Here is a 15,912-nt window from a genome sequence, read left to right as displayed (position 1 = left end):
ATTTTTCCTTGGGGATTTCTACAGTTATTGTTAGGTATTATTGCAATAGTCAGTTCTCAACAAATGCTCTCTGGTTGGCAATATATATATTGTTAGGTTCTGGAGTTTTAGGAACTGTTTTAACTCCTTTAATAGAATCAACAATTTCATCTCCCCTATTCCCTGACTTCTGCAAGAAGTCTAATATTTAGTGGATCTATCAGTAGTCGAGTTATTAGTCAAAAATCTTAGAAAATGTCTATCAAACTAGAAAACCCTAATCAAACATTACCCTCATTCAAGCTTTTACACAATCAATTTGGAAAAGAGCTATGCTTCGGAGCAGAAGTAGGTTTATCTATCAGTAGTCGAGTTATTAGTCAAAAATCTTAGAAAAATGTCTATCAAACTAGAAAACCCTAATCAAACATTACCCTCATTTAAGCCTTTACACAATCAATTTGGAAAAGAGCTATCTTTCGGAGCAGAAGTAGTTGGAATTGACCTATCAAAATCTTTATCATATCAACAGTAGGAAACCCTAATAGCAGGATTTGAAAAATATTCATTACTATTGTTTAAAAATCAGCAGTTAACTCCAGAGATGGAAATTGATTTTCTTACTAAGTTTCCCCATGATATTCAGGCAGTTAAGGAAGGGAGAAATATTGCCCCATTCTATAAAAAACTACCTGGTTATCCGCCCTTATTTTCTCTTTATGGATACGGTTCATTTAATCACTATGGGCACGAATTTACACTTACTGCTGGTGAGGTCTTTAAATATTCTCGTGTTTCGCATACTGATTTTAATAGTATATTTGATACCCCTCCAGTTGTGAGTGCTATGTATGCAGTAATTGTACAGAAAAAAGGAGGTGAAACACTTTTTTGTAGTTCCATAAAAGCTTATGAAGTTCTAACAGCATAACTGCAAAAAAAAGCTCTACAAATGAAAGTTTGCTATTGTCCTACTATGAATTTTAAACCTGAACCTCAAGGTATGTATGCATCCAATAGATGATATTAAAACTTCTATGAAAAATTTTAATCCCCCTAAAGTTGCTAGAATACACCCAGTAATAATCCAAACAAAAAAGGCAAGAATGCTTTGTTTTTAACTGTACATTCTGCTGGAAAATTGAAGGAATAGAAGCTGAACCAAGTCAGGAATTAATAGAGAAGTTTTTAACTCCAGGTACTCAACCAGAAAATATTTTTTCTCTCAAATGGGAAGTAGGAGATTTTGGTATCTGGAATAATTGAGAAATACTTCATACTGGAACACCTTGGCATATCTACGAAAATGACCAAAGATTAATGCACATCTTTTTTCTTGATAGTACGGAAAAAGTTACTCCAGCTTCTCAACTCTACTAAAAATATAGTTTGCTGAAAAAGTCTTTTGCTGAGGGTAGGAGTCAGGATAAATTTTGGGTATTTTGAGCTTTTAGTAGCGAACAGATTGCTCTTTTTTCCCAGAAATAAAAAAAGGCTAAAATATCTATGTGTAGATAAAGGTTTTAGCCTTTTTAGGTCAGTAAAAAGTACGCCTGTTTCAGCTCTTAATACTTAAAAAGTTAGTATAAAAGGCAATAGTTGGAAAAAAAATTACTCCTCCGCTACTTCCCTACTCCTTAAAAAAGACTTTTTCAGCAAAGCCTAGTTACTTCCATAGTGACAAAAATAAAGTGGTGATTTTGCCTAGGTATTTGTAGAATATTCTGACTCCTGAATTCTATCTCCTGACTCCTTCTTTTAGATGCCAAATAAATTATAAATTCGGTTCCTTACCCAAACCAAAGCTGTTTTTTGAGAAGTTGTTTGGTCATGGAGTAATCCTAAATTTTTTAAGGTCTCTAAACGTTGGGATAATTCTTCAGGAATTTTGTCTGCTAGTCTTTGATGTTTTCCCAAAAGATTTTGTAGATTTTCTTGGTCTACTACAAATAATATCGTATCTTCTACAGCACGAAGACTAGCTGTACGAGTAATCCCTAAAAGTGGTGACATTTCTCCAATAAATTCTCCTGGGTATCTAGTCGTAATATATTTATTTGCTTTTTCTGAAAAGACTTCCACTGACCCTGAAAGTATTATATAAAATGAGTCTCCTGGTTCTCCCTCTCTACAGATTATTTCACTTCTAGGAATAATTTTTCTATATCCATTTTCAATGACATCTCGTAGTTCAATAATATTACAATTCCTGAAATAACTAATCTGTCGTAATAAATCTCGTAAATTCGATTCTGAGCTTTTATATTTAGTCTTTGGTTGATTTTTTACCAGGGAAATTGACTGGTTTATCTGATTTTTTTGAACAGTAGTTAATCCTGCTTTTTGATGCTTTTGAATTGAATATTTAGTATTACGAATATGTAAATCTTTTTGGGGAAAAGGAACTTCAATATTCCGGGAACGTAATTCTGAGTGAATTGAAAAATTTAAAGAACTTTTGATTGGATCTGTGAGAGGAGGATATTTAATCCAAACTAATAGTTCAAAATTTAAAGCACTATCTCCAAACCCTTTAAACCAAACTTTTGGCGAAGGATTTGATAAGACTTTTTTTTCCTTTCTAGCTGCATCTAAAAGTGCTTCTGTTACTAAAGTTGTATCGCTACCATAAGCAACTCCAATAGGAATATGTAGACGACATTTTGGGTCTCTGTGACTCCAATTAATAATATCTTTTTCTACCAGACAATTATTGGGAAAAATAACAAAAATACCATCAAGAGTCCGGATTAAAGTTGACCGGATTAAAATTTTTTCTACTATTCCTGATAAGTCATCAACTTCAATAAAATCTCCTACTTTAATTGGTTGGGCAATCAGAATTGTTAAACCACTAATAAAGTTACTAACAATATTTTTAAGTCCGATACCTATACCAATACTTAAAGCACCAGCAATTACAGTAATTGAGGTTAGGTCAATGCCTGTGTTATGCAAAACTATTAAAACCCCAACTATTGTAATTATATAATTAATAATAGTGGCGATCGCTTCTCTTGTACCTTTTTTTACTCCTAGATTAACTAATATCCATTCACTCATCCACTTTTTTATTGTGCGGGAGAGGAATATTACTATAATGATTGATAAAATTATTTCAGTAATATTTTTGATGGAGAATGATTGGTTGCCTAATTGAAATATCTCTGTTTGAAAGATTTGAACTAAGAAATTAAATATATTTGCTATTTCTATAAATATCCAATTCATCATGTTTGACCTAATCCTTTTCTAGGTAAGATAGAATAGCCTTTGCTGTTGATAGGTTTGTTGCTCAAGGTACTTGACAAACGTCACATAACATTAAAAATGCTTCTATATTCAGTTGTTTTTTCACTGCTAATATGGGTATTCTTAAATAGATAACTACTGATACATTTCCTGACATAATCAGGGAACCAACTGCTGTTTCTGTTCCAATCAACCTTTGATAATCTAGATATTTTCCAATGTTGATGTCGCTCTTAATTTCTGTAGATAAAATCTGGGCTAATTTCGGGGTAGTTGCTATTGGATGATTTTGCCAAAAAGCTTGATGTTTTACAATAAAATCTATGACTGGATAGTATTCATTTTGATTGGCAATTATAACTATATAATTATTTTTATTTTTTGTTTGACTTTCTGGCAATTTTTGCCAAGTTGATTTTGTGAAAACACTAATTAATTTAATGGCAATTTTCGGATGAGTATTCTTAATTTTCTCAATATCATCAAAGCGAATTACAGCTACTTCTCCATGACTAACAGCTACCACATTAGCACTTCTTGGTTGTGACTGAATTAATGCTATTTCTCCTAATAATTCTCCCCTACTTCGAGTTACTAATATTTCTGAATCTTCGACAATATTAATTTCCCCTTGGAGAATAATTCCTAGATAAGTTCCTATTTCTCCTTTTTTCATTAGCACTTGTCCTACTAAGAATTGGTGGCAAGATATATAGTTACTTACTGCTTGAATTTCCTCTGTGTAAAATTCACGAAAGACTTCTAGTTTTAGTAAAGTATTTACTACCTCATTCATCATCCCTATCCTTTTTTATTCCACATATTTGTATCATATCTGGTTTAATACTGTCAGAATGAAAGGGGTTGAGTCTTTTAATAATGCTTATTATTTTTGGTAAAATTATTTTTTAAATATGGTTTTATTTATGCTATATAGTAGTGGAAGCAAAGATTAGGACATTTATAAATTATAACACTCTTTAAAAGTATGCTGCTCTTATTGCCTAGGGTTTGCTGAAAAAGTCTTTTTTAAGGAGTAGGGGAGCGGGGGAGTAGGGGAGTAATTTTTGGGCTACTATCTTGCCCAAAATGCTAACTTTTTGAGTACAAATAGCTGAAAACTAGGTACTTTTTCCATATCTAAAAAGACTAAACCTCAAAAGACTAATACCTTTATTTGTAAATACTTTGAGATTTAATCAGCAAGCCCTACCTATTCCCTTGCGGGTAGAAGTATAAATTATCTGAAATATATAAATAATAATTTCTGTTTTAATAGAAGATGAGCAAATTATAATCTAGCTAAAAGCTGAAGGTTATTTCACAACATTCCGAAGGAAATACTTAGGTTCTATTCCTAATTAAGATGTGCTGAAAAAAGCAGAGTGTGGGGAGTGTGGGGATACAGAGAAAGTAGAAAGAATAATTTTCCCTTGATTTTTCTGTACTTTTCTGCCTTTTATCCTAACTTTTTGAGGGAAATTATCTGGAAACAATATTAAAGATAAATAAATAGTCTACTTTGGGCTAATTATGAAACTATTTTTATAACTATCAAATTTTTGTATAATCTCAATAAATACCTTCAACTATACTTTATTTACGATTTTAGAGATATAGGCAATTTTAGACTGAAAATAGTTAACTAATTTATACTATTATTGCTCAGAGAAGATGAAAAAATGACTCAAATCACTGTAAGCATTTAGCTATTAGCGGTCAGGTAGCCTCCTGGGTCGTAACTGCCTCTGAAAGAGGCAGATCCTCTGTTAGCCCAGCTCCTCCGCAGGAGGCAAGAGGCGAGCTGACGGCTGAATGTTTACAAATCACTTCTAATAATTTTCAAAATATCGAAATAAGAGTAGGAAAAATTATCACTGTAAAAGAATTTCCTCAAACTATAAAACCAGCTTATAAACTTTGGATAGATTTTGGTAAATTGGGGATAAAAAAATCTAGCGCTGGATTAACAAAAGTCTATATTCCCCAAGAAAGATTTAGTGGGGAAACTAATTTTAGCAGTTACAAATTTACCTCTACGTCAAGTCGCTAACTTTATGTCCGAAGTTTTGGTTCTAGGAGTAGTGATGGAACATGGAGAAGTTGCCCTAATACAACCAGATCGAGATGTACCAATAGGCTTAAGAATTTTGTAGCCTTTTGATTTTTCTGTCAAATTAAAATTATTCTACCATCCATTCTGATGCTCTCTCTCCTAAGTCTAAAGGAATACTCACTACTTTACCTAACCTTGGTCGTTCGTTTGTATTCTCAATATAATTCTTGACAGTTTCTCCACCACCAAAACCATTTATATAGGTGGCTATCGCTTCTAAGTGGGCAAAATATTCTGATTCTTTCATGGGAAAGGATGCTTGTTCCAAATACTTCCACATGACCTGCACAAATATTTTGCCTTTTGTCCGTCGTAGTTGAATATCATAAGACTTACCCCACTTTGCCAATAATAATTGGTGTAATTCTTCGCCTGTCATTTCATTTATAAGTTATAAGTTATAAGTTATTAGTTATTAGTTATCAGTTATAGCGTTACGCATTAAGGTATCTGATATTTATAAATCCTGTTTGCGCAGCATTCCGTAGGAAAAGCTTTTGACATTCTACTATTCCCTATTCCCTATTCCTTAGCAGTACGCGCTATATCAGTTAGGTTCCTAGGTCAGAACTTTTCTAGGTCATGCTACGCAAAAGTTAAAATTACCTTCTACTGAATTAGGAGGCTTAAAAATCCAAAATTTCCTTTTTTATCCCTTTGAAAAGAGAAGAAAATTATATCATTTTTTTGTCATATCCACACTTAAGATTTCCTATTGAGTTGAGTTTCCATTAGAGTCTTCTTGTGTTATAATATAAAAATTTTTGATTTATAATTCAAGCATCTATTGCTACTTGCCTGCAAAATATTTACATTTCTTAATAATAACAGTAGAAGTTAAAACAATGTAATAATAATCAGGAAACGGCCTTAAGGCAGAATTGTTCTATCTAATAGAAGATTGTCAACTTGTCCGTATGGCTTGTTAATCAATCCTGACCTCAACGGTAGTTACAATACCAATATGCTTATGCAGTTCCAAATGCTTATGTTGATGGAATAGAGGAATTAGGAGTAATTCCATTCAGGATAACACCAGGAAAAGTAAGTTAAGTCATAAATATTTGTCTATAAACTTACAAACTCTGCACATAATTCAAAAATAGAAACGTAAATTAACAAAAAACAACCAACGTAATTCATGGCTCAAGCAGAAGGAACACCAGATGTACCCGATATGGGGCGTCGCCAATTTATGAATCTTCTCACCTTTGGGACTGTAACAGGGGTAGCTCTCGGAGCCCTATATCCAGTCGTTAACTACTTTATTCCTCCATCAAGTGGTGGAGCTGGTGGTGGAGTAACAGCAAAAGATGCCCTTGGTAACGATATTATAGTCAGTGAGTTTTTAGCCAGTCATAACCCTGGAGAACGAACTTTAGCCCAAGGATTCAAAGGAGACCCTACTTATGTAGTGATCGAAGGAGACCAAACCTTAGCTGACTATGGGTTAAATGCAGTATGTACTCATCTAGGGTGTGTTGTACCTTGGAACGGTAGTGAGAATAAATTTATTTGTCCCTGTCATGGCTCTCAGTATGACAGCACAGGAAAAGTAGTGAGAGGGCCAGCACCTTTATCTCTAGCATTAGTTCATACCAATGTTAGTGATGATAAACTGGTCTTTACTAAATGGGAAGAAACAGATTTCCGCACTGGGGAAGATCCTTGGTGGGCTTAAGAAATTTTTGACTGATAAATAATCAGTCATTGAAGCAGAAAGCTGCTATCCGTTATACCCCTGATGGTTAATGGTGGTATAACGTAAAATTTGTAAAAGTTTTTGATTTTTGAGAGAAGACATAATAAGTAATGTCAAAAATAAATTTATCAGCCGTATGGGGTAGTTTTGTTAAGCAGATCGCCAAGACAATGTTAGTAGCGATCGCTTCCATATCACTATTTCTCACAAGTTCCCCGGCAGCAAATGCCTATCCATTCTGGGCACAAGAAACTGCTCCGGCAACTCCTAGAGAAGCTACAGGCAAACTTGCTTGTGCTAACTGTCACATTGGTGCTAAACCTACCGAAGTAGAAGTACCTCAGTCTGTACTACCAGATACAGTATTTAAAGCTGTTGTTAATATCCCTTATGATACTGACGTTCAACAAGTTTTAGGTGACGGTAGCAAAGGTGGTTTGAATGTTGGTGCTGTACTAATGTTGCCTGAAGGCTTCAAAATTGCACCTGAAGACAGAATACCTGAAGAGTGGGAAGAAGAAGTTTCTGGTCTGTACTTCCAACCCTATGCGGAAGACCAAGAAAACGTTATTTTAGTTGGGCCAATACCAGGGGAAGAATATCAAGAGATTGTTTTCCCAGTATTATCTCCTGATCCGGCCACTGATACATCTATCCACTTTGGTAAATATGCCGTTCATGTAGGTGGAAACCGAGGTCGGGGTCAAGTTTATCCTGCTGGTAATAAGAGCAATAATACTATTTATAATGCGGCTGCCAGTGGTAAGATTACTGATATTACTTTTGAAGAATATGTAGGTAATCAAATTACCATCGAAACTGCTAATGGTGAGACTGTTGTAGATACAGTGCCTCCTGGTCCTGAACTTTTGGTTGGTTTAGGAGATACTGTTGAAGCAGGTCAAGTTATTACTAATGACCCCAATGTTGGTGGTTTTGGTCAAGCAGATGCTGAAATTGTACTGCAAGATGCAAATCGAGTTAAGTGGTTGATGGCATTCTTTGCCTTGGTTATGTTAGCTCAAATTATGTTGGTTTTGAAGAAGAAACAAGTGGAGAAAGTTCAAGCTGCCGAAATGAATTTCTAGGTGGTCTGAGTTTTGTCTTGAAAAATTGACTCATAGGGAGCAAAGTATTGGGAGTGGAGGTGAAGTTCATTTCTGAAGCTTTGCTCCTTTTGATATTTATAAAAGTCATTAGACATCTCCATAAAAAGGTAGCAGGGAGTAGGGAGTAGGGGGAAATAATTAATGATTTATGTGCGATAATTTATTTGATTTTTTATGATTGGATATGTCTATTTGGTATCTTTGCCCAGGATTAAATTTTTGAGTTACGAGTTTGAACTGGAATAAAGGCAATACAGCAAAAAGATTGAAAGATGCTCCCTTACCGACAAATAAAGGTATAAAGCCTTCTATTTCAAAAGAAAAAGCGGTCGTTTTGCTGCGCGACATGAAAAACGCGGGTTGTGCGGAACGCTAAACGCCATATCCAATCTCCCATTGAGAAAAGTGCTGATATTTCCTTATATTGAATTCCGTTACGGTGAGGTAATTATCCATTATCCATTATCCATTATTAATTAATGAATCCCCTGCTTTTAAGATTAGGATCAGATTTTTTCCATCATTAAATCTTTCCATCTATCTCTCGTCATTGGAAAATCACCAACATTTTCATTTTATGAAGCTTCAGAAAAAAAATCGCGGGTAAAGGGATTTTCAGTTGCATCCTTACAAAAATTGTGATGGAATAAAAAAATATATGTGTTTCCTCGTCTATGCGCATGACTTATTGTTCAACTAAATTCCCCTTGCTTAAGAGACAATCAAATATTTAGAAATTTTTCCTCATCAAATCTTTCCACCCCTCGCTCGCTCCTTAGTGAAAAATAATAAACACCTTCATTTTCTAAAGCTTCAGAAAAAAATCGCAGGTAAAGGGATTTTCAATTGCATCCTTACAAAAATTGTGATAGCATAAAAGTTAGTTGGGGTTACTTGTCTATGTAAATGATTTTTTATTCAACAAAAAAATAAAATAGTCTATCATAAATTCCAAATACTGTATAGGAAAGAAACCCAACAAATTAGGTTCATAAATCAAAATTAACTTTGTCATACAAGTCAGCTAAACTAATCTCAAAACCAATAAATTTTAGAGATAATTTACTATCTTCTCCTCGATGTTCAGATAATAACCATTGCTTAGATTCTGTTTGAGTAAATTGTTCAACCTGCATTGTATATTGGTCGATTAAAATATATTCTTTAAAAGTGGGAATTGTACGATAGGCAGCAAATTTTTTACCTCTATCAAAACCCTCAGTTGATGTTGATAAAACTTCCGCAATAATTACAGGATTAGTTAGAGTATCTCGCCTTCCTTCCTGAAATTGTAATTCGCCTTCAATTATCATTACATCAGGATAAGTATAGATTTTTTCTGTAGGAATCCAAAGTCGTTGATCTGTGATAAAAACATCATAAGGTTGATGTTTTAATGCCAAGTTTAACGCTGCATATAAATTCCCTGCTATTTTGTTATGATTAGGAGTAGCACCTGTCATAGAAATAATTTCACCATTAATATATTCATGTTTTTCTTCTGAGTCAATCTCTAAAGAAAGGTATTCTTCTGGAGAATAGGATTTTTCAGTTTTAATTTCTGCAACCATTAGATATTATGCCATTATATTTTTTGGATTTATTTTAGCACAAATATTCTTATATTCTAACCCTGCTAATAAATATACAATTAATTTTGTGTCAAGGTTGAATATAGTTATAAATTTTCATTTATCCGTAAACAAATTGATGAAATTTGTAGAAATAAATGTCAGTTTATAATAATGAAAATTAGGGTTTAATAGGAGAATGGCAAACATGACTTATCAAAAACCTCCAGGCAGTTTAGTTATTCTGAAAAAAACGTCTAGAAACTTAATTATTAAGATTCCATCTTTAGATTCTTCAAAATCAGGGCAAATTTTCTTGTGTTTTATGGCTGTTCTAGTTTGTCTGATTAAGTTATTTATTTTAAGAGTATTCAGTAGGGATAGAATTGAGTCGCTGGGGACTTTATTAGGTTTATTTATAGGGAATTTAGTTTACTTACCTTTCTGAAAATTTGCCTTTAGACATTATATTGAAATCTCTCAAAATGAGTTTTTTATAAACTGGAATATTTGTTTCTTTAGTCGTACAATTAAAGCTAAAACAAAAGATATAAAGAAAGTTTATTTGGAAAAAGATTTACTTATTAGTAACCTAGATAGTAAAAAAACAACACATATAACATTTGATTTATTCAAAGCTAGAAGGAAATATCAATTTGGCTATATCCTGACTCAAAAAGAACAAATATGGTTATTTGCTGAAATTAGAGATTTTCTAGAACTAGAAGAATTAAGATTTCAGGAAAGGCTCAAAAAACCAGAAGGAAAATTATTGGATAATCAAAATTTAATAGAGTAATTTCAGTTAGCCTCCTATCGGAGGAACTTCGTTAACAGTTAGCCTCCTGCGGAGGAACTTCGTTAACAGTTATCAGTCCATACAGTTCAGTTAATAATTTTTTTTGGCATTTCTGTAATCTGAAAAGCTCATCTAGTAGTTCCATATCATAGGAGTTTTGGTATTATCTGAACCGTATTGAGTCATCAGTACCTTCGACTAAAGCCAGAGGCTTAAAATACTGAGTTGAATATTTCTCTTGGTCGATTGGATATGGCGTTTCGGCTCTTAGCCGAAAACGACCGCTTTTTCATCCCCTTAAAAACGGAGGATTTGGATATTCTGGTTTTGGTAAAAAACAGCAAATATTTTTCTATAGGATAGGGAATATGAATCTACACCAAGCTAATGATATTATTGCTCAACGATATAGAATTGTTACTTCTTTGGGAAAAGGTGGAATGGGAATTACTTATGAAGCTGAAGACCTGAAAAATTATCAGCGAGTAGCACTTAAAGTTGTTTCTTTACAAGAAGCAAAAGACTGGAAAATATTAGAACTTTTTGAGAGGGAAGCTAGAGTTATTGCCAATTTGAATCATCCTCAAATTCCCAAATATTTGAATTATTTTTATATTGATACAAAGCCAGATAGACGATTTTATTTAATTCGTGAATTAGTTTCGGGAAATTCCTTAGCAACTTGGGTAGAAAAAGGTTGGCATCCAACAGAAGTACAAATTAAACAAGTGGCAATTCAAGTCTTAGAAATTTTGAGTTATTTACATCAACTAAATCCACCAATAATTCACCGAGATATTAAACCGGAAAATATTATTTTACAACCTGATGGTCGAATATTTTTAGTAGATTTTGGTGCAGTTCAAGATATTTACCGAAATACAATGTCTTTGAGTGGAACGTTTGTTGGAACTATTGGATATATGCCACCGGAACAGTTAAGAGGAAAAGCTTATCGTGCATCAGATTTATATAGTTTAGGTGGAACTTTATTGTATTTATTAACCCATCGTTCGCCAGATGAATTGCCTCAAAAAAGAATGAAAATAAACTTTCGTTCTTGTGTGAACATTTCACCTAAATTTGCTAATTGGTTAGAAGTAATATTAGAACCGATGTGGGAAGATAGATTTAAGTCGGCAAGAGAAGCTTTAAATGTACTTAGTAACAAATCAGAAATTGTTTATGATGATTATTATGGAGTTAAATATTCTCAGACTGTGGGTTCTTCAACAGAAGGTCTAATTTTCTTGTGTTTGATAACTATTTTATTATGTATTATGTACACATTTTTATTAGTATTATTCAATGGGAATATAATTTTGATGATGACTTTTGTTTGCTTACTCTTGTTTAGGTTATATCTGGGAAATTATATATAAATAACTAATAATGAGTTTGTGATTAACTGGAATTTTTGGTTTTTTAGCCGTTCTATTACAGCTAAAACAAAAGATATAAAGAAAGTTTATTTAGAAACTGATGTATATGGTGAAAATACAACATACATAACATTTGATTTATTGAAAGCACAACACCAACAGAAGTATCAATTTGGCTATATGCTGAGTCAAAAAGAACGAAAATGGTTATTTGCTGAAATTAGAGATTTTCTACAATAATTAAGATTTCAGGAAATGCTCAAAAAACCAGAATAAAAATTCTTGGATAATCAAAAGTTGACAGAGTAATTTCAGTTATCATTTATCAGTAAATTCGAGTAAACCTAGAGGCTTGAAATACTGAGTTAAATATTTTTTTCATCCCCTTAAAAGGAAAGGATTTGGATTTTCTAGTTTTGGCAAAAAACAGCAAATATTTTTTTATAAGATAAGGAAAATGACTCTACACCAACCTAATGATATTATTGCCCAACGATATAGAATTGTTACTTCTTTAGGAAAAGGTGGCATGGGAATTACTTATGAAGCAGAAGACTTAATAAATTATCAGCGAGTTGCACTTAAAGTTGTTTCTTTACGACAGGCAAAAGACTGGAAAATATTAGAACTATTTGAGAGGGAAGCTAGAGTTATTGCTAATTTGCATCATCCTCAAATTCCTAAATATTTGAATTATTTTTATATTGATACAAAGCAAGATAGACGGTTTTATTTAATTCGGGAATTAGTGTCGGGAAACTCTTTAGCAACTTGGGTGGAACAAGGTTGGCATCCCACAGAATTACAAGTCAAACAAGTGGCAATTCAAATATTAGAAATTCTCATTTATTTACATCAATTAAATCCACCAATAATTCATCGGGATATTAAACCAGAAAATGTGATTTTACAACCTGATGGAAAAATATTTTTAGTGGATTTTGGAGCAGTTAAAGATATTTATAGAAATACGATTTATTTGAGTAGAACTTTTGTGGGAACTATTGGATATATGCCTCCCGAACAGTTAAAAGGAAAAGCTAATTGTACTTCAGATTTATATAGTTTAGGCGGAACTTTATTGTATTTATTGACTCATCGTTTCCCAGATGAACTACCTCAAAAAAGAATGAAGATTGATGTTCGTTCTTGTGTAAAAATTTCACCTAAATTTGCTAATTGGTTAGAAGTAATATTAGAACCGATGTGGGAAGATAGATTTAAGTCGGCAAGAGAAGCTTTGAATCTACTTAGTAATAAGTCAAAAATTGTTTATGATGATTATTATGGAGTACAATCTTCTCATACAAAACCTGTTGGAAGTCGAGTAACGTTGGAAAAAACATCTACTAGCTTAATTATTAATATTCCCTCTGTACCTTATCAAGACAATATCCTTCCCTTATTTTTTTATATCATAATCGTTCTATTTATTCTCTTTATATCAAGGTCTTTGATTGTAAGTTTTTTTCTTGTAATTTTATATTTCTTCACGGATGATTTTTTGTCTTTATTTAGCAAAATTCAAATCCAAATAGATAAAAATGAGTTTTTTATTCACTGGAAATTTTTGGTATATAGTCATAAAAATCGAGGAAAAACAGCAGATATATACAAAATTGAACTTGATTATGGAGATATTTATTATGAGCTAGATGATAAAGAATATAGAATAATCAAAAGCTGCTCTTTGTTTGTAGATGCAGAAATAGGTGTAAAAAACTATAAGTTTGGTGGCTTTCTCCAATCAGTAGAAAATGAATGGTTAGTTGCTGAAATTAGAGATTTTCTGGAAGAATTAAAAACTCAGGAAAGTCTCAAAAAAACAGAATAAAAATTATTGAATTAGGGAAAAGTAAACAGGAAATTTATATTCCCCGCCCCCTGTTATCCATAAAATGATATAATCACCAAAATTCGTATATTAGTCAAAAAATTCAGAAAACAAGTGTCAATTGAGAAAAAAAATATAACAGTCAATTCCCTCGAATGGTTTTATCGGGAAGCTAAACCAGATAGCGAAACAAATAAATTGCCAGTTTTACTATTACATGGCTTACCTTCTCAAAGCCATAGTTGGACTATAATAATGCCCGAATTAGCTCAAGCAGGTTATCGGACGATCGCTCCTGACTGGATAGGTTGTGGTTTATCTCCGAAACTAGATAAAAGAGATTTTCCTTACACACCAGAGACTTTTATTAATGCTTTAGCAGAATTAATTAATTCTCTACAACTTGACCGTTTTTATCTAGTTGTGCAAGGATTTTTAGGTTCATTAGGTTTACAATATGCATTACGAAATCCAGAAAAAATTGAACGTTTAACTATTTTAAATACTCCTCTTTCTACTGCTGCTAAATTACCTTGGCAAATCCAACAATTAGGGATACCTTTTATTGGAGATATGCTGACTCAAGACCCTCTATTTGTAGATAGAACTTTAGAAAAAGGAAGTCGTTTAACAGTTGCCGATGAAGATTTAGAAATTTATCGTAGCCCCTATCTAAAAAGTTCCGCTGCTGGTAGAGCAATATTAGCAATTGTGCAAAAATTAGACTTAAAAAAATCAATGGCAGAAATTGAATCTGGTTTTAAAGGATGGCAGCAACCAACATTAATTATTTGGGGAATAAAAGACCCTTGGTTAGATATTAGTCAAGCGGAAAATTTAGCTAATATTTGTGAAAATGGAACTTTAGTTAAATTGCCAGATGCTGCACATTATCCCCAGGAACATTGGTCAGGAAATATTATAGATGAACTGCTTTTATTTTTGAGGCGAAAAATGGATAATTAATAATTAATAATTATTAATAGATAATTGATAATTACCTCTGATTAAAACCTTTCTTGATTGAATATAAGGAAATATTATTTCTTTTTTTTATTCAGGACTTACGCAACTGCAACGTATTTTCGTCATTGCGACCGAAGGGTTTGCGGAGCAGTCCGGAACGGATAGCAATCTCAAACCCCTGTTTTTCGTACCTCATGCGTAAGTCCTATTATTATTAAAAGCAGGTAAACATTTCCTACGGAATTCTGCGCAAACAGCAGTCAGCTAGCTTCCTGGGTCGTAACTGCGTTTTTTCGTATAGGGAATGCTCCGCATTCATGTCGGCGATAGCCGAAGTGCGTTTGCGGAGCATTCCGATAGGAAAGCTTTGCCCTAGCAAAAACAGCTATTTATTTGAGTTTTAGATAAAAGCTTTTTTAATTGAGGTAAATTTAATTTTACTATAGCAATCCTATTTTATTTGTGTATAAAAACTATCCCGCTTTTAGGGAAAAAGGAGGACTTTTAAGTTTTTTATCTACTTTTTTCTTTGTCAAAACCTATTTAGGATTGCTATATAAAAACTGAAATTACATGCTATTTTCATTTAAAGGTTATTCTTAAGATTGGGATATTATAGCGTTTCTCAAGCTTATGAGGTACACCTATCTTTAATTTCTTTTCTATTCCTTATTTCCCAGTTAAGTGTTCCCTAAAACCTAGAATTTTGTTCCTCACGCTTCTTGAGAATTGCTATATTTATTAGAGTTGATAACTAATAGCTGAATGCTTACAAAAATAGAGGTTTTAAACCGAATGGATTAATTGTTAATTAGTAATGCTACAGAAGTAAAAAGAACATTAAATAATCACAAAAACCAGGTAATATACTGACGAATAATCTTAATACTAGGATTTTTTTTTACACAGTTTCCTCTTCCCTATTTCCTGCTATACTAATAGTTAGCTAATATTTGTTTTCAGTTTATTTGTACCTCTGCCTGATTAATATACGCATCTGTTTCCTTTAAGACTGCCTTTCAATAATTAATAATTATTAATTACCTCTTCTGTAATAGAAGGATTGGTTAAAAGGGCATTTTTTTCTTCTCTTGGTCGATTTGATATGGCATTTAGCGTTCCCCACAAAGTGCGTTTTTCATATCGGCGACAGGGGAAACGCTACGCGACATGGAAAGCGGAGCATTCCCTATACGAAAAAC

The 15,912-nt window shown here is 32.9% G+C and carries 16 protein-coding genes; 12 read left to right on the top strand and 4 right to left on the bottom strand.

The window, feature by feature from the left end; all coding sequences use genetic code 11:
- Positions 1–234 precede the first annotated feature (234 nt).
- Genes ACP6PK_RS17985 through ACP6PK_RS17975 form a run of 3 tightly spaced genes read left to right on the top strand, consistent with a single transcriptional unit; the run spans position 235 to position 910 of the window.
- Positions 235–372, top strand: coding sequence for a hypothetical protein (locus tag ACP6PK_RS17985; protein WP_426561375.1), 138 nt, complete (start codon positions 235–237; stop codon positions 370–372).
- A gap of 4 nt (positions 373–376) precedes the next feature.
- Positions 377–514, top strand: coding sequence for a hypothetical protein (locus ACP6PK_RS17980; protein ID WP_426561373.1), 138 nt, complete (start codon positions 377–379; stop codon positions 512–514).
- 9 nt (positions 515–523) lie between these two features.
- The gene (locus ACP6PK_RS17975) at positions 524–910 is read left to right on the top strand and encodes a TauD/TfdA family dioxygenase (RefSeq protein WP_426561402.1); all 387 of its coding nucleotides are present in this window, start codon (positions 524–526) and stop codon (positions 908–910) included.
- An 827-nt stretch (positions 911–1,737) separates the two neighbouring features.
- Here ACP6PK_RS17975 and ACP6PK_RS17970 read toward each other — a convergent pair.
- Together ACP6PK_RS17970 and ACP6PK_RS17965 are read right to left on the bottom strand one after the other, a co-directional pair.
- Entirely contained in the window at positions 1,738–3,213 is a 1,476-nt protein-coding gene (locus ACP6PK_RS17970) for a mechanosensitive ion channel domain-containing protein (RefSeq protein WP_426561371.1), read from the bottom strand.
- Between the two features lie 61 nt (positions 3,214–3,274).
- Positions 3,275–4,030 carry a cyclic nucleotide-binding domain-containing protein gene (locus ACP6PK_RS17965; protein WP_094675461.1) on the bottom strand — a complete coding sequence of 252 codons (756 nt, stop codon included), beginning with the start codon at positions 4,028–4,030 and terminating at the stop codon, positions 3,275–3,277.
- A 1,201-nt stretch (positions 4,031–5,231) separates the two neighbouring features.
- On the opposite strand from ACP6PK_RS17965, the gene ACP6PK_RS17960 reads away from it, so the two are divergent.
- Complete coding sequence (locus tag ACP6PK_RS17960; protein WP_426561368.1) at positions 5,232–5,387, top strand: hypothetical protein; 156 nt, start codon at positions 5,232–5,234, stop codon at positions 5,385–5,387.
- A gap of 27 nt (positions 5,388–5,414) precedes the next feature.
- Here the strand turns inward: ACP6PK_RS17960 and ACP6PK_RS17955 are convergent, their stop codons facing one another.
- Positions 5,415–5,726: a DUF3067 family protein gene (locus ACP6PK_RS17955; RefSeq protein WP_426561366.1), complete on the bottom strand. Its 312-nt coding sequence runs from the start codon at positions 5,724–5,726 to the stop codon at positions 5,415–5,417.
- A gap of 762 nt (positions 5,727–6,488) precedes the next feature.
- Here ACP6PK_RS17955 and petC point away from each other — a divergent pair.
- The 3 genes from petC (at position 6,489) to ACP6PK_RS17940 (ending at position 8,534) form a co-directional block, all read left to right on the top strand.
- Positions 6,489–7,028: a cytochrome b6-f complex iron-sulfur subunit gene (gene petC / locus ACP6PK_RS17950; protein WP_426561364.1), complete on the top strand. Its 540-nt coding sequence runs from the start codon at positions 6,489–6,491 to the stop codon at positions 7,026–7,028.
- 131 nt (positions 7,029–7,159) lie between these two features.
- On the top strand, positions 7,160–8,137 hold the full coding sequence (petA, locus tag ACP6PK_RS17945) for a cytochrome f (RefSeq protein ID WP_426561362.1): 978 nt from the start codon (positions 7,160–7,162) through the stop codon (positions 8,135–8,137).
- A gap of 253 nt (positions 8,138–8,390) precedes the next feature.
- Positions 8,391–8,534, top strand: a complete 144-nt coding sequence (locus ACP6PK_RS17940; RefSeq protein WP_426561360.1) for a hypothetical protein — start codon at positions 8,391–8,393, stop codon at positions 8,532–8,534.
- Between the two features lie 613 nt (positions 8,535–9,147).
- On the opposite strand, the gene ACP6PK_RS17935 is transcribed toward ACP6PK_RS17940, so the two are convergent.
- On the bottom strand, positions 9,148–9,729 hold the full coding sequence (locus ACP6PK_RS17935; protein WP_094675471.1) for a Uma2 family endonuclease: 582 nt from the start codon (positions 9,727–9,729) through the stop codon (positions 9,148–9,150).
- Positions 9,730–10,294: 565 nt separating this feature from the next.
- Here ACP6PK_RS17935 and ACP6PK_RS17930 point away from each other — a divergent pair.
- The 5 genes from ACP6PK_RS17930 (at position 10,295) to ACP6PK_RS17910 (ending at position 14,710) form a co-directional block, all read left to right on the top strand.
- Positions 10,295–10,528 (top strand): hypothetical protein, encoded by a 234-nt coding sequence (locus ACP6PK_RS17930; protein ID WP_094675475.1) that lies wholly within the window; start codon positions 10,295–10,297, stop codon positions 10,526–10,528.
- A gap of 368 nt (positions 10,529–10,896) precedes the next feature.
- The gene (locus ACP6PK_RS17925) at positions 10,897–11,910 is read left to right on the top strand and encodes a serine/threonine protein kinase (RefSeq protein WP_426561358.1); all 1,014 of its coding nucleotides are present in this window, start codon (positions 10,897–10,899) and stop codon (positions 11,908–11,910) included.
- A gap of 18 nt (positions 11,911–11,928) precedes the next feature.
- Positions 11,929–12,150, top strand: a complete 222-nt coding sequence (locus ACP6PK_RS17920) for a hypothetical protein (protein ID WP_426561356.1) — start codon at positions 11,929–11,931, stop codon at positions 12,148–12,150.
- Positions 12,151–12,367: 217 nt separating this feature from the next.
- Complete coding sequence (locus tag ACP6PK_RS17915) at positions 12,368–13,744, top strand: serine/threonine protein kinase (protein WP_426561354.1); 1,377 nt, start codon at positions 12,368–12,370, stop codon at positions 13,742–13,744.
- 114 nt (positions 13,745–13,858) lie between these two features.
- Positions 13,859–14,710 (top strand): alpha/beta fold hydrolase, encoded by an 852-nt coding sequence (locus ACP6PK_RS17910; RefSeq protein ID WP_426561352.1) that lies wholly within the window; start codon positions 13,859–13,861, stop codon positions 14,708–14,710.
- Positions 14,711–15,912 lie beyond the last annotated feature (1,202 nt).

This window comes from Dapis hubbardiae BLCC-M172 (assembly GCF_050016015.1).
In the GTDB taxonomy this organism is placed as follows: Bacteria; Cyanobacteriota; Cyanobacteriia; order Cyanobacteriales; family Microcoleaceae; genus Trichodesmium.
This window is presented reverse-complemented; position numbering and strand designations above follow the sequence as displayed.